The 13,234-nt window shown below is 37.0% G+C and carries 16 protein-coding genes; 2 read left to right on the forward strand and 14 right to left on the reverse strand.

Features of this window, described 5'->3' with window-relative positions; translation table 11 throughout:
- Nucleotides 1–8: 8 nt before the first annotated feature.
- The 3 genes from AC1FXZ_RS13625 to mce all read right to left on the reverse strand — a co-directional run bounded on the left by AC1FXZ_RS13625 (nt 9) and on the right by mce (nt 2,992).
- Nucleotides 9–1,193: a DNA polymerase IV gene (locus AC1FXZ_RS13625; protein WP_480054516.1), complete on the reverse strand. Its 1,185-nt coding sequence runs from the start codon at nt 1,191–1,193 to the stop codon at nt 9–11.
- 153 nt (nt 1,194–1,346) lie between these two features.
- Nucleotides 1,347–2,465: a M20/M25/M40 family metallo-hydrolase gene (locus tag AC1FXZ_RS13630; protein WP_480054518.1), complete on the reverse strand. Its 1,119-nt coding sequence runs from the start codon at nt 2,463–2,465 to the stop codon at nt 1,347–1,349.
- Nucleotides 2,466–2,581: 116 nt separating this feature from the next.
- A complete protein-coding gene (gene mce, locus AC1FXZ_RS13635) occupies nt 2,582–2,992 on the reverse strand; it encodes a methylmalonyl-CoA epimerase (RefSeq protein WP_480054520.1) in 411 nt (136 codons plus the stop codon).
- A 148-nt stretch (nt 2,993–3,140) separates the two neighbouring features.
- Between mce and prli42 the strand changes: the two genes are divergently transcribed.
- Nucleotides 3,141–3,230 carry a stressosome-associated protein Prli42 gene (gene prli42 / locus AC1FXZ_RS13640; RefSeq protein WP_250096056.1) on the forward strand — a complete coding sequence of 30 codons (90 nt, stop codon included), beginning with the start codon at nt 3,141–3,143 and terminating at the stop codon, nt 3,228–3,230.
- Between the two features lie 76 nt (nt 3,231–3,306).
- On the opposite strand, the gene AC1FXZ_RS13645 is transcribed toward prli42, so the two are convergent.
- The 6 genes from AC1FXZ_RS13645 to AC1FXZ_RS13670 form a co-directional block, all read right to left on the reverse strand.
- Nucleotides 3,307–3,819, reverse strand: coding sequence for a L,D-transpeptidase (locus tag AC1FXZ_RS13645; protein ID WP_480054523.1), 513 nt, complete (start codon nt 3,817–3,819; stop codon nt 3,307–3,309).
- A gap of 38 nt (nt 3,820–3,857) precedes the next feature.
- Complete coding sequence (locus tag AC1FXZ_RS13650) at nt 3,858–4,826, reverse strand: aromatic acid exporter family protein (protein WP_480054525.1); 969 nt, start codon at nt 4,824–4,826, stop codon at nt 3,858–3,860.
- 175 nt (nt 4,827–5,001) lie between these two features.
- Complete coding sequence (locus tag AC1FXZ_RS13655; protein WP_480054527.1) at nt 5,002–5,724, reverse strand: amino acid ABC transporter ATP-binding protein; 723 nt, start codon at nt 5,722–5,724, stop codon at nt 5,002–5,004.
- A complete protein-coding gene (locus AC1FXZ_RS13660; RefSeq protein ID WP_480054529.1) occupies nt 5,717–6,373 on the reverse strand; it encodes an amino acid ABC transporter permease in 657 nt (218 codons plus the stop codon). Before AC1FXZ_RS13660 ends, AC1FXZ_RS13655 begins: the two co-directional genes overlap by 8 nt.
- A 173-nt stretch (nt 6,374–6,546) precedes the next feature.
- Complete coding sequence (locus AC1FXZ_RS13665; RefSeq protein WP_480054531.1) at nt 6,547–7,314, reverse strand: transporter substrate-binding domain-containing protein; 768 nt, start codon at nt 7,312–7,314, stop codon at nt 6,547–6,549.
- Nucleotides 7,315–7,568: 254 nt separating this feature from the next.
- Nucleotides 7,569–7,718, reverse strand: coding sequence for a hypothetical protein (locus tag AC1FXZ_RS13670; RefSeq protein ID WP_480054533.1), 150 nt, complete (start codon nt 7,716–7,718; stop codon nt 7,569–7,571).
- Nucleotides 7,719–7,959: 241 nt separating this feature from the next.
- On the opposite strand from AC1FXZ_RS13670, the gene AC1FXZ_RS13675 reads away from it, so the two are divergent.
- Nucleotides 7,960–8,325 (forward strand): PilZ domain-containing protein, encoded by a 366-nt coding sequence (locus AC1FXZ_RS13675; RefSeq protein WP_480054535.1) that lies wholly within the window; start codon nt 7,960–7,962, stop codon nt 8,323–8,325.
- A gap of 68 nt (nt 8,326–8,393) precedes the next feature.
- On the opposite strand, the gene AC1FXZ_RS13680 is transcribed toward AC1FXZ_RS13675, so the two are convergent.
- From AC1FXZ_RS13680 to AC1FXZ_RS13700, 5 genes are all read right to left on the reverse strand, one after another.
- Nucleotides 8,394–9,242: a manganese catalase gene (locus tag AC1FXZ_RS13680; protein WP_480054537.1), complete on the reverse strand. Its 849-nt coding sequence runs from the start codon at nt 9,240–9,242 to the stop codon at nt 8,394–8,396.
- 376 nt (nt 9,243–9,618) lie between these two features.
- Nucleotides 9,619–10,080 carry a spore coat protein gene (locus AC1FXZ_RS13685; RefSeq protein WP_480054539.1) on the reverse strand — a complete coding sequence of 154 codons (462 nt, stop codon included), beginning with the start codon at nt 10,078–10,080 and terminating at the stop codon, nt 9,619–9,621.
- Nucleotides 10,081–10,256: 176 nt separating this feature from the next.
- The gene (locus tag AC1FXZ_RS13690) at nt 10,257–10,634 is read right to left on the reverse strand and encodes a spore coat protein (protein ID WP_480054541.1); all 378 of its coding nucleotides are present in this window, start codon (nt 10,632–10,634) and stop codon (nt 10,257–10,259) included.
- Nucleotides 10,635–10,782: 148 nt separating this feature from the next.
- Nucleotides 10,783–11,121, reverse strand: a complete 339-nt coding sequence (locus tag AC1FXZ_RS13695) for a hypothetical protein (RefSeq protein WP_480054543.1) — start codon at nt 11,119–11,121, stop codon at nt 10,783–10,785.
- 107 nt (nt 11,122–11,228) lie between these two features.
- The gene (locus AC1FXZ_RS13700; RefSeq protein WP_480054545.1) at nt 11,229–12,983 is read right to left on the reverse strand and encodes a BCCT family transporter; all 1,755 of its coding nucleotides are present in this window, start codon (nt 12,981–12,983) and stop codon (nt 11,229–11,231) included.
- Nucleotides 12,984–13,234 lie beyond the last annotated feature (251 nt).

Consider the following 13,234-nt stretch of genomic DNA (forward strand, 5'->3'; position numbering starts at 1 on the left):
TGTTTACTTTAATTACCTTCTTGTTTTTTCCATCCCTTTCGAATAGCATCATTACCAAAGCGCTCTCGCAAAAGATTTAACGTTTCTATTACTTCTTCTTTTTTTATTTCCTCTTTATAAGAAAATAAATCTAATTGTTTATAAGCATATTTTTTTTCAAGTAAGTCATATGTGCTTATTCCTAATAAGCGAACTGAATCACCATTCCAAGCCTTTTCAAATAGTGTATTAGTTTCTTTCAAAAGATCTTCCTGTGCTTGAATTGGATTTAATAATTTATAACTACGCGTAATCATTTTCCAATCATGATAACGGATTGTCAGTTGTACGCCTCTAGCAAACATTTCTTTTTTCCTTAACCTTAAGGAGACACGTCTTGCAAGTTCTTCTAACGTTGCCTCGATCACTTGATTGTTCTTTGTATCAGAACGCAGAGTTTTTGAATGGCCGATCGATTTATACTCTGAATAGGCATGTGGATTGACCGGACGATCATCTTGCCCATTAGCTCTATCCCTCAATTGAAGCCCTCTATCACCAAACTTACTAAGCAGGAAATCTTGGTCTGCTTTTGCTAGGTCACCTATCGTCCTGATCTCATACTTTTTCCATTTATCAACAGTTCTTTTACCAATACCATGCATCTCCTCTATCGGAAGAATCCATAACATCTGTTCAATTTCCCGTTTTCGCAAAACTGTTATTCCATTTGGCTTTTTCATATCGCTAGCCATCTTTGCCAAAAATTTATTTGGCGCTATGCCGATGCTACAAGGCAGATGTAGTTCGTTTAAAATTTTCTTTTGGATCTGTGTTGCTAATTTGATTGGATGAATTTCTTGCATATATGAAGTCAAGTCAAGATAGCCTTCATCGATAGACACTTGTTGTACGAGGGGGGTATATGTAAAAAGGATTTCAAATAACTTCTTTGAGGCAGCTCTATATCGTTCGCCATTTGGTCTGATAATTATTAAGTTAGGGCATAACTTCTTTGCCTGCCAAATTGGCATCGTCGTCTTAACACCTTTTGCTCTTGCTTCATAACTACTTGTAACAATGATTCCTCTTCGTTCTTCCGGATTCCCTACAATTGCTACAGGCTTCCCTCTTAGAGACGGATCATGAGCTACTTCGACAGATGCAAAAAAACTATTCATATCTATATGAAAAATTAAACGTGCTCGATTCATTTTACAGGCCCCCTTGTCGTCATTATACGAAAAGGTGTTCGTTTTTAAAAGCTTCCTCCCCCTTACAACAAAAAAATTGTCTCAACACACTTCCTACCCTGGATACAAATTTGTTACAGAGTTAGAAGTACTATGAGACAATCTCTTTTTACATTATTTAGATGCCACTTCCTTAATTACTGCTATTACCGCTTCAGATAGCTTCCCAAGTTCTTTTATAGGCATACGTTCATTTTTCGTATGAATTTCTTCATATCCTACCGCTAAGTTCACAGTTGGTATCCCATGCCCAGCAAAGATATTGGCATCACTTCCTCCACCACTTTGTAAAAGCTTAGGCGTTCTACCGATGGAAGTGATTGCTCGCTTTGCAACCTCTACTACTTCATCACCTTCACCAAGTTTAAATCCAGGGTACATGATCTCTACTTCAACTTCAGCACTTGTCCCCATCTCAGCCGCAGTTGACTCAAAAGCCTCTTTCATTTTATCAACTTGAGCTTTCATTTTCTCCTCAATTAGAGACCTTGCTTCTGCTAATATAGCAACGTGGTCACAAACGATATTCGTTTGCGTTCCCCCTTCAAATCGTCCAATATTTGCCGTTGTTTCTTCATCAATACGACCGAGTGGCATTTTTGAAATTGCCTTTGCAGCAACTGTAATAGCCGAAATTCCTTTCTCAGGGGCCACACCAGCATGTGCTGTTTTTCCAAGAACAGTCGCTTTTACTTTCGCTTGAGTAGGTGCTGCAACAATAATATTACCTACAGGACCATCACTGTCTAGAGCAAAGCCATACTTCGCCTTTAAAAGAGTCGGATCAATCACCTTTGCTCCAACTAGACCAGACTCCTCTCCAACTGTAATGATAAACTGGATCGTACCATGTTCAATGTTTTGTTCTTTGATCACACGAATCGCCTCAAACATTGCAGCAATCCCCGCTTTATCATCTGCACCGAGAATAGTCGTTCCATCCGTCACAATGTAACCTTCTTGAATAGACGGTTTCACGTCTTTTCCCGGTACAACCGTATCCATATGTGAGGTGAAATAAATTGTGTCAATGCCTTCCTTCGTTCCTTCGAGCGTACAAATTAAGTTACCAGCAGCATGTTCTGTTTTACTTGCAGCATCATCTTCAATAACTGAAACCCCTAAGTCTTCAAACTTCTTTTTTAAAATTGGTGCAATGACATCTTCTTGTTTTGTTTCTGAATCAATTTGTACTAGTTCAAGAAATTCATCTATTAAGCGCTGTTCATTCATATGTAATCTTCCTCCATAATTGTTCTTATAGTCAGGCGAGCCGATACAACCTCTTTAAATGTTACCTTTCTCCATAACAAAGAGCAAGTTTCCACTTAAACACATTAAGAGCTTCATTATTGTTTTTCACAGAATTCGTATAAAACTCCCTTTGCAGATTTTGGATGTAAAAAAGCAACTTTCGCTCCCCTGGCCCCGGTAACTGGTTGTTCATGGATCATTTTTAAACCTTTCTCCTTTATTTCAGCAATTCTTGTTTCTATGTCGCTAACACTAAGTGCTATATGGTGGATTCCTTCCCCTCTTTTTTGGAGAAATTGTGCGATCGGGCTCCTTTCTGTTAAAGGCTCTAACAATTCAAATTTTGAATCTCCTATTTCTAAGAAAGCAACTTTTACATCTTGTGACTCCACTACCTCTATTCCGAGCAATTTCAACTGCAAATGATCTACATAAAAAGGAAGGGTTTCTTCAATAGAGAAAACAGCAATACCAATATGATCTATTTTCTTCATTCTCTTTTGCATATCCTGCCATCTCCTTCGTACTTGGTCCCTACACTTTATTCTGCCTAATTATTTTCATTCCTCTTTTGATAAGTATTTTTAGATTACTCTTGTCCAAAATGCAATAAAGAAGTAAAATAAAAGAAGGTATTTAAAGGGAGGGTTTCATATGCCACGTAAATTTCAAAAAGCAATTATTTATCTTATGATTGTCACTATGGTTCTTGGTACCCTTTTAATGGGCGTATCATTCTTTTAAATTGAAAACTAATGTATGTTTATACGTAACCATAAAACCTGGTGCAACTCCATTTAGAGTTGCACCAGGTTTTTCTTCAGGCAATCGCACCAAATTCCCTTGCGATCTCAATATACGCTTTCTCTTGATCAGTTATATAAATCGTTGTACCTAAAGGTATTTCATCATAAAGAGATTCCACTATCGCATTGGGTAGGCGAATACATCCTGACGTAATCGCATAACCAATCGACTCAGGCCGATTGGTCCCATGAATACCATAGGTTCTTCCGTCTGTCTCTTTTGCATCGAATCCGATCCACCTTGTACCAAGTGGATTATTTGGATTCCCACCTGGAATATCTTTTTTTCGATAATACGGGTCTTTTGCTTTCACAATAATAGTAAAAGTACCGAGTGGCGTTTCATCTCCAGCTTTTCCAGTTGCAACCGGAAAGATATCTTGAATGTCACCATCCTTAATAAAAGCTAATTCATTGTTCTTGACGTTCACAATAATAAAGGGATCACCAACAATTGGATTTTCTCCAATCGGCCATAATGGTGAAGCAAGCAAAACAATGACTAATGAAAGAAGTGAGAGTTTCATTTTGATTCCTCCCTCGACCCTTTCTTATTAGTTTATCTTTATAACTTCTTTTTATCCACATGATTCCATAATCGATCTTTTATATGTAAGTATTCTTCAAGTTCTTGCATAATATAAAAAAGCGAAGAACGAACTTCAAATTCCTCTCTTGTTTTAGGCAGTGGCATCTCTTCAAACCCTTTTTTCATTGAGTGAATACGGTCTAGAAAATACGGAACTCGATTCGCAGGACTTACTGCATTACTAAGTTCTTCTAACATGTCCGCTACCACTTTACTTTGTTCAACTGTTTCGTTCATTTTAGATACATAAGGCATAAGGCGTTCGATAATCTCAAACTGCTTTTCACGCATCTTAAAATAATGATAGTATCGATCTTCATAACGTAAAATATGATTTTGAATATTTTGAAGCGCTATGTTTTTTCCTTTTTGTAGTAGATCTACCGTTTCTGGAATTTCCGCTCCATCCCAACTACTTTCACCAAAACGTAGATAAATCGATAATTCATACAATATTGTTTTAAAATTCCTTTCAATCTCTTGTTGTGATTGCTTTAAAGCTTGATCGCTGCTTGGCATGTAAAGATTCATTAACAATGCTATTCCTACACCAATTATAATCAACAATAATTCATTTATAATGAGAGCTGTTGATATCTCTCCAACAGTATAAAGGTGAAGAATAATAACAGAACTTGTAACAATGCCTTCATTCATTTTTAACATTACGACAACCGGAATAAACAAAACCAAAATTAGTGCCAACGTCCAAGGGGCATACCCAATAAGCTCAAATAAAATAGCGCTTATTACCAACCCTATTATACATGCAACTATACGTGCCCACGAAACCTTTAATGAATCCCTTCTGGTCACTGAAATACAGAGGATTGTAATAATGGCAGCTGATACGTAAAACTCTAAATTCAATGCTTGAGCAATTCCAACCGATAGCCCTGCACCAATCGCTGTTTTAAGAGTTCGGTAGCCAATTTTAAATGACATATCTTCCTCCATTTATGTAAACTTTTTTATTAATTTTACCACATATTGTGGTTATGAATTTTATCTCAACAGAGTTGTAGCTTATTTGCCACAAATAAACGACTAACAGAGATCCTGTTAGCCGTTGTTGTCAAAATTGATGTATCACTATGGAAAATGATACTTTGGTTTCCCACTATAAAACTTTTTCTAAAAACTCTCTTGCACGGTCAGAACGAGGTGCATTAAAAAACTCATTTGGAGGTGCATCCTCCATTAAAATACCATGATCTAAGAAGAGAACACGATCAGCTACTTCACGAGCAAATCCCATCTCATGGGTTACAATTGCCATTGTCATTCCTGATATCGCAAGATCCTTCATAACAGCAAGCACTTCCTTTACCATCTCAGGGTCAAGAGCAGACGTTGGCTCATCAAATAACATAACCTCTGGCTCCATCGCGAGCGCGCGCGCAATTGCTACTCGTTGTTTTTGCCCCCCCGAAAGTCGGCTCGGATACTCATCTCGCTTTTCAAGTAATCCTACTTTTTCAAGCAAAGCTTCAGCTTTTTCAGTGGCTTCTTGCTTCGTAATCCCTTTTACTGTCATAGGAGCATATGTTAAATTTCCAATAACGGTCATATGTGGAAATAAATGAAAATGCTGAAACACCATGCCAATCTGTTGACGAACACGTAAAACATTGGTCTTCGAATTCGTCAGCTCTTCATTTCCAACATAGATCTTACCTGATGTTGGCTTTTCTAATAAATTCATGCATCTTAGAAACGTTGATTTACCTGAACCAGACGGACCAATTATGGCGACAACATCTCCTTTTTTTATCTCTGTAGTAATTCCTTTTAACACTTCTAACTTCCCAAACGACTTATGCAAATCCTCTACCCTAATCACTGCGCTGTAATCTCCTTTCAATGAGGCGACCAATAATCGTCAACACCATCACAAGCAAGTAATAAATAAGCCCAACGAAAATTAGCGCTTCAAAGTAACGATAAATTTGCGCATTCAGTACTTGAGCCCGTCTCATTAAATCCATTACCCCAATAATCGAAACAATCGCTGACTCTTTTGTTAAATTGATAAACTCATTAAATAAGGCCGGCAATATATTTCGAAAAGCTTGAGGTAAAATGATTTGGAGCATAGTTGGGCGATAAGGAATTCCTAATGCTTCTGCAGCTTCCCGTTGGCCTTTATCCACTGCTTGAATTCCAGCTCGAATGATTTCCGAGACATATGCGGCAGAATTTAGCCCAAATGCCAGTACCCCAGCAACATAAGCCGAGATATCCACTCCAAACTGGGGGATTCCAAAATAAATAATTGATAATTGTAAAATTAAAGGAGTTCCTCTAAAAATTGACGTGTATGCGTCTGCTATCCAACGCAAAATACGAAAACGGCCAATTTTAAATATCGACAAAATAACTCCAAGTACTAACCCGAGAATTAGTGCAACAGATACAAATTGTAACGTGACCCATACACCTTCTAATAAAAAAGGGATGTGGGGCACGATTTGGCTAAAATCCAAATTCATGCAATATATCCTTCCTGTTTTTAAATCTAGTGCAAAAAACGTCACTTACCAGTAATCTTCAGTTTAGGTTTTCTTCACTATTTCCAATAATGTTAAAGCCAAATTCGCTTTTCTTCACATCATTAACAAACACATCCCGCGAACAAAAACTGTTCGCGGGCTGTTAATAGATTTTACTCTTCAGCATCAAACCATTGTAAAATTAGCTCTTCCATCTTACCACTGTCAATTAGCTCATTCAACTTTTCGTTAAAAGGCTCCGTGAGTTCACTGTCTTTAGCAAAAGCAATTGCAGAACCTACCTCTCCTTCTGCTTCAAGCTCAAAGCTAGTTAACTCTTGTTGTGCTTCCATATGACCTGCAGCAACGGTATCCTCCATCAAAATAGCATCGATTCGTCCAGCTAATAGTTCTTGCACAATTTCAGGAATACGATTTAATTTCACAACTTCAAAGCCGTAGTCCTCAGCTAAATCCTCGGCTTCTCCTTCTTGAATAGATCCTAGCTGGACTCCTACTTTTAACCCCTCTAACTCTTCAAGCGAAGTAATATTTGCATCCTCTTTTGAAACGATTAAGTTTTTAGCTGTGAAATAAATATCAGAGAAATCTGCATTTTCTTGACGAGATTCCGTAGGTGTCATTCCAGCAAGAACAAAATCTACTCGACCAGATTCAAGCGCTGGTATCAATCCGTCAAAATCCATGTCCTCAATTTGTAGGCCATAACCTAATTCTTCTGTTATGTAGTTCGCAATGTCTACATCAAACCCAATAACTTCTCCAGTTTCAAGGTCAATTGATTCGTACGGTGGGTAATCCGCCGAAGTCCCCATAACAAGCGTTGTTGTCTCTTCATCATCTGCTCCACCACATGCTGTGAGCACCCCTACAGATAGTAGTGCAGACATTCCTAACATCCACCATTTCTTTTTCATCATAATCCCCCCATATTTTTTAGTAATATAATATTTATACTCGTAAATGCATATTAACACATTGTTTGTTCGTTGGAAATCTTTTTTTAATTAACTGTTCTTCTTACTTTTAGCAAATTCTTCACTATTTATCAAATATATAGAGCGATTATTTGCCGAAGCTTTTACTATTTCTCTATATTGTTTTCACTACAAAAAAAAGCGCCCTAAAATGGACGCTATTACCAATATCGATTTAATAAAAAACTTAAGTATAATTACTCTACTGCTTCCTCTTCATCTACTGGCTCTTCCACTTCTGCAGGCTCATCTACTGGTGTATCTTCATCCACCGGCTCACCACATGCTGCTAGTAAACTTACTGAAAGTGCCCCCACTAATAACGTATAAAGTAGTTTTTTGCTCATCATTTATTCCTCCTTTATAGTTGAGTTGGAATGTTACTGTTTGCGCCTCCAACTGTACTCATCATACTAAACTCACTCAACTGTTAGAAGCCGTTTTATATTTTTTACAAATTTTCACAAATTACTTTAGATTTTCACAAAGATCAACTAACATCAATACTATGACAAATAAAATAATGAAATAGCACACAAGTTTAGCTATACTTACTTTAAAGTTACGTAGGGAAAGTGAGAGATTCTAATGCCTTACCGAAGAAATGATTCTTTTCGTTATACTTTCGAAGTTCCGATTGCTGCGAAATTTAAGTTAGTCAAAATTAATAATAAATTAGTGAATAGTTCTGATGGTGTACTGCATATTCTTGATATAAGCCCAGGAGGTTTAAGAGGGAATTCAACACTCTCTCTACCAAATCCAGATGATGCAACAACCTCACTTGAAATCAACTTTACTTTACAATCCGAAGAAATAATAATAAGAGGGGAAGTTGTCTGGAAAAAGGCATTAGCACACTCTTATGAATATGGGATTGAGTTTGATCATAACTACAAAGAAGATAAAATATTGCTTACGAACCTAAAAAACTACGTAAAAGAACAAAAATAACTTTTTACTAAAAGATATTAAAGCAGTCTAAAGTCGAATGGAGGAATATCCAATCGACTTCCCTTTTTTTATGCCATGTGAGGAGGCATATGAGGTGGTTGAGGTAGAACCGTATTGTGTACATAAGGTGGTGCTGGTCTTAATTTCGGAATTTTCCCGAAAGGCTTTGGATTATGATAATATTTAAATTGCCCCATTCCATCCATACTTGGCCCAGATGCCCAACGTCCTGCTTTGCTTGCGGTTCCACTAGATAAATCATAATAATCATAGGCTACCTCTTGCTTTTCAAGAGCTCGTGGAAATGTACTTGGAACCACAATATTTTCCTTTTCTTCTAATTCACAAATTGCTGCATACCATTGATTTTGGTGCATTGTATCACGTGCAATCAAAAAAGAAAGCATATCTTTCACACCGGGATCCGTCGTCATCTCATATAATCGAACAGCTTGTAAACGCCCTTGAGATTCATAAGTTAGATTTAATCGAAAGTCAGCTAACAAATTCCCACTTGCATTGATGTAAGATGCAGTCCAAGGGTTACCAACACTGTCAGCCGGCATGGCTCCTAGACCACTAACAATTGCATGTTGAGGATTCATTCCTCCTAATACAGCACCAATGACAGGATCTTTTGCTGCTATTTCTTGGTCTCCGATAGGAGCATTTTCTAACAAACGTGCGATCATCGTCGCTAACATTTCAACATGGGCCATTTCTTCCGTACCAGTCGCCATTAATAAGTCTCGATATTTTTCATCTCCACGTGTATTCCACCCCTGAAATAAGTATTGCAATGCTACAGAAATCTCACCAAATTGTCCACCAAGTATTTCCTGAAGTTTTTTTGCATATACAGCATCTGGTCTTGATGGTTTAGCATTGTACTGCAGTTGGTCCACATGATAAAACATAATTCCAGCTCCTTACAGATGAGATTTATTCATTGATACTCTATTCACCCAAAAATAAAAGGTTCCATTAATACCCAAGGTGGACATTGCCCTCTTGGATATTAATGGGACCTTTTTGGTTAACAAGTTGGGTGCTGATCAATATTTAAAATAAACTCACCTTTTACGATACAAGTACAATAAATATTTTCTTTAAAGTCTATGCCTTAGCACAAATACAAAGCTAGGTGCATGCCCATAAATTAGTCAAATCAAAAAACAAAAACAAGCGCACCAAATCATATATGAATTGGCACGCTTGGTCTATTGCTATTTGATATTTTCTACAAAACTAAACCTGTTAAGAGATCCCCTTGCCTCTACTATCTTCATTTTCTTATAGAACATCTAGGTTAACTAGTAACGCTAGGAGAATTTGCAGAAGCAATTGGATATTAACACCAATTTGCGTATCAGTTGTCGTTACATCGACATTTCTAGAATTTTCGATAACTGTTTTTTGAAGTGATAATTGTTTTGTTTTTGTACTTTGCAACAATTCTTGAGTGATTTGCTCTGCTTGCTCACTGCTAGCTACCGATATACTAATTACTAGCGCAATCGCTGCTTGTAAGGAAGCTTGAAGAGAAACGGCAGCTTTTGTATCTGTCGAACTTACCGTTACATCACAAGAATCTTTGATAAAAATATACTCTTCTGATTGTTGAAATGTTTTATCTACTTGGGCAGCATCTTGCACTACTGTTGCATCATCAGTTGGGTGACACGCACTTGAGTCAAGCGCAGACCACTTTTTGTCTTTTTTCTTTGATGTTGAATAATAAACGTCTTGATTCATTTTCAATTCCTCCTTTCCGTTTCTAATTTACACTATGTAACAACGGCTATTTTGCTTGGTCATTTGACTCAGAGTAAGCGTCTAATTTCTACCTATCGTAGTGAGTGATAAATAAGGGTGGCTCTTCTTTAAAGAGCCACCCTTATTCAAATTCAAGACCATATTTCTAGTTATATTTATAGAACATCCAAGTTAACTAACAAGGCTAGAAGAATCTGCAACAATAGTTGAATGTTAACTCCGATTTGCGTATCAGTTGTCGTTACATCAACATTTTTTGAGTTTTCGATCACCGTCTTTTGTACGTTCATCTGCTTCGTCTTGGTAATCTGTAATAATTCCTGTGTAATTCTTTCTGCCTCTTGACTGCTAGCAACAGAGATGCTGATGATCAGCGCAATTGCCGCTTGTAAAGATGCCTGTAGCGAAACTGCTGCTTGGGTATCCGTCGAACTAACATTTATATCGCAAGAATCACTAATGAAAATATACTCCTCTGATTGTTGTAATATCTTATCTAGTTGGCCAGCAGGCTGCGATACTTCTTGACTCATTTACGATTCCTCCTTTCCATTCTAATTTACAATATTGTTTCATAATGGAATCTGTTTGGTCATTTGACTCACAAAAAACGTCCAATTTATTTTTTCTAGACAAAAAAAGACTCAGAGATCATTTAGACCCTGAGTCACCACACTAAAGTTACTTATTAAATTTGTTTATAAATGTCTTTACTTGACTTAAATCGTTGTTACTCTTCATAATTTTTTTTAATGAATCTTTGACGACTGGATTCATTTGTACCTCGTTTTTATCCTCTTCTTCTGTAGAGTCTTTAATGTTATTTTGAGGAAAATCTTTTTCACTGAGATTCTTGTTCTGATTTTCAAGGAAGCTCTCAACTTCTGATTGAATTTCTTCAACAACTTTTTTTACTTTTTCTTTGTCTTTATTAGATAAATCAGATGCTGGTTTAACTTTGTGCTTACTTAGTACTTTTTTAACCATAAGATCCATAAGCTCTTGCTGATAGTTCTCCATCCATATGCATCCTTTCTCCCGTTCATTTATAGCCATTGGCATTATTAGGATATGATGCATATGGACACGATGTGTTAGACTATTGACCTTGTAATCACTAATTTCATTTACTTTTTGTCATTGCTTTCGAACTCGTCAATAAGATCTTCCTTGATCTCCTCTTTTAAATCACTAATCATTTCTTCTTTCATTTCGTCATATACTTCTTCTTTCATTTCACTTATCATTTCTTCTTTCATTTCGTCGTATACTTCTTCTTTCATTTCATCATATAACTCTTCTTTTATTTCATCATACATTTCTTCTCGGATTTCAGCCTTAAATTCTTTTCTATTCTTTTTGCGACGTTTTCGCCCCTCTAACTGATAATCCTTTCCGAGCATCATGATGACTGAGATAATCATGATTACCATTATGATCGCAAACGGAAGAGCCGCAATGATCGAGGCAGTTTGCAGAGCTCCTAGTCCCCCATCACCACTTATTAGTAATACAGATGCTGTCCCTGCTATTAAAACTCCCCATAACATTTTAGAAAATAAGCTAGGGTTTAAACTGCCATGTGACGTCATAGCTCCAAGTACATAGGAAGCCGAATCAGCTGATGTGATAAAGAAGATGAGAATAAGAACTACGGCGATAAAACTTGTGATTGCGCTTAGTGGCAATTCCCCAAGCATCGCAAAAAGGGCCAATTCAACATTGTTCATAACAAGCTCACCGATAGGAGCAGTACCTGCAATCTCCATACTTAGAGCTGTACCTCCAAATGTCGTAAACCAAATAACTGCTAAAATCGACGGAACCACTAGTACCCCAGCCATAAATTCACGAATTGTTCGTCCACGTGAAATTCTTGCAATAAAAATACCCATAAAAGGTGCCCACGCTATATGCCACGCCCAAAAAAAGATCGTATTTGTACCTAGCCATGCGCTTTCAATAAAAGGTGTCATTGTTAAACTCATTGAAGCAACATTGGTAATATAACCACCTAAAGTTGTCACAAAACTTTCCAATATAAATAACGTAGGACCGACAATAATGACAAAAATAAGTAACAATGCTGCTACGGCTAAGTTAATATTACTAAGCCTTTTTATACCTTTGTCTACGCCTTTTGCAGCTGAAAACATAAACAGAAACGTAACAATTGCGATGATAATGACTTGTGTTGCCACAGTATTTGGGATCGGCGAAATATACGAAAGGCCACCTGTGATCTGAAGTGCACTTAAGCCAAATGTCGTTGCAACCCCTGTACATGTGGCAATAACAGCTAAAATATCGATTGATTTTCCAAGTGGGCCTTCTACTTTATCTCCTAAGAGTGGATAAAACGCAGAACTTATCAAAGCCGGTCGATCTTTACGAAACTGCACGTAAGCTAATGTTAAACCAACAATAGAAAAGATTGCCCATGGATGTAATGCCCAGTGGAAAACTGCATAGCGTAACCCTGCTATTGCTGCTTCCGGTGTTTCAGGATTAAAGCCTGCTGGCGTGTCAAAATAATATAAAACAGGCTCTGCTACGCCCCAAAAAACAAAACCAACACCAATACCGGCCGCGAACAACATTCCAATCCATGAATACCAAGAATATTGTGGCCTTTCGTTTGGCTTACCTAAACGGATACTTCCTAAAGGACTAATTGCAAGAATGATTACAAACAATACGAAAAAAGCTGTAGATAACATATAGAACCAACCAAAGTTATCCAACATCCAACTAAGACCTTGTCCTGCAGCAGCGTCCAATGATCCTGGAGACAATGCTCCCCAAAGAACAAAGATTGCAACAATTACAGCCGATATAATTAGGACACTTCCTAGTTTTTTACTCTCAGTGTTTTGACCCATGTTAACCTCCTAGTTGCTTAACTGATAAAGACAAATAACTACCAACAATTTATTTTACCCTAAATAAAAAATGATCTAAACCTATTCTTTTCTACTTTTTCTCAGGACTTGTAAAAATATTCTTTAGTCCCAACAACTTTCAGTGGTAAGTAACTTTAAAAAGTTTATAAATATCTTTAATAGATAAACTAAAAGTATCTTCTTGTGTATAAATATTGGTATCAAACACAGTAATTTATTAACTTTCAAAT

The organism is Halalkalibacter sp. HAAS-P014, assembly GCF_056619965.1.

What these genes read in the sequence shown, in the direction of transcription:
- AC1FXZ_RS13625 (WP_480054516.1), bottom strand. Translation starts at nt 1,193, where the DNA reads ATGAATCGAGCACGTTTAATTTTTCATATAGATATGAATAGTTTTTTT.
- AC1FXZ_RS13630 (WP_480054518.1), bottom strand. Translation starts at nt 2,465, where the DNA reads ATGAATGAACAGCGCTTAATAGATGAATTTCTTGAACTAGTACAAATT.
- mce (WP_480054520.1), bottom strand. Translation starts at nt 2,992, where the DNA reads ATGCAAAAGAGAATGAAGAAAATAGATCATATTGGTATTGCTGTTTTC.
- prli42 (WP_250096056.1), top strand. Translation starts at nt 3,141, where the DNA reads ATGCCACGTAAATTTCAAAAAGCAATTATTTATCTTATGATTGTCACT.
- AC1FXZ_RS13645 (WP_480054523.1), bottom strand. Translation starts at nt 3,819, where the DNA reads ATGAAACTCTCACTTCTTTCATTAGTCATTGTTTTGCTTGCTTCACCA.
- AC1FXZ_RS13650 (WP_480054525.1), bottom strand. Translation starts at nt 4,826, where the DNA reads ATGTCATTTAAAATTGGCTACCGAACTCTTAAAACAGCGATTGGTGCA.
- AC1FXZ_RS13660 (WP_480054529.1), bottom strand. Translation starts at nt 6,373, where the DNA reads ATGAATTTGGATTTTAGCCAAATCGTGCCCCACATCCCTTTTTTATTA.
- AC1FXZ_RS13665 (WP_480054531.1), bottom strand. Translation starts at nt 7,314, where the DNA reads ATGATGAAAAAGAAATGGTGGATGTTAGGAATGTCTGCACTACTATCT.
- AC1FXZ_RS13670 (WP_480054533.1), bottom strand. Translation starts at nt 7,718, where the DNA reads ATGAGCAAAAAACTACTTTATACGTTATTAGTGGGGGCACTTTCAGTA.
- AC1FXZ_RS13675 (WP_480054535.1), top strand. Translation starts at nt 7,960, where the DNA reads ATGCCTTACCGAAGAAATGATTCTTTTCGTTATACTTTCGAAGTTCCG.
- AC1FXZ_RS13680 (WP_480054537.1), bottom strand. Translation starts at nt 9,242, where the DNA reads ATGTTTTATCATGTGGACCAACTGCAGTACAATGCTAAACCATCAAGA.
- AC1FXZ_RS13685 (WP_480054539.1), bottom strand. Translation starts at nt 10,080, where the DNA reads ATGAATCAAGACGTTTATTATTCAACATCAAAGAAAAAAGACAAAAAG.
- AC1FXZ_RS13690 (WP_480054541.1), bottom strand. Translation starts at nt 10,634, where the DNA reads ATGAGTCAAGAAGTATCGCAGCCTGCTGGCCAACTAGATAAGATATTA.
- AC1FXZ_RS13695 (WP_480054543.1), bottom strand. Translation starts at nt 11,121, where the DNA reads ATGGAGAACTATCAGCAAGAGCTTATGGATCTTATGGTTAAAAAAGTA.
- AC1FXZ_RS13700 (WP_480054545.1), bottom strand. Translation starts at nt 12,983, where the DNA reads ATGGGTCAAAACACTGAGAGTAAAAAACTAGGAAGTGTCCTAATTATA.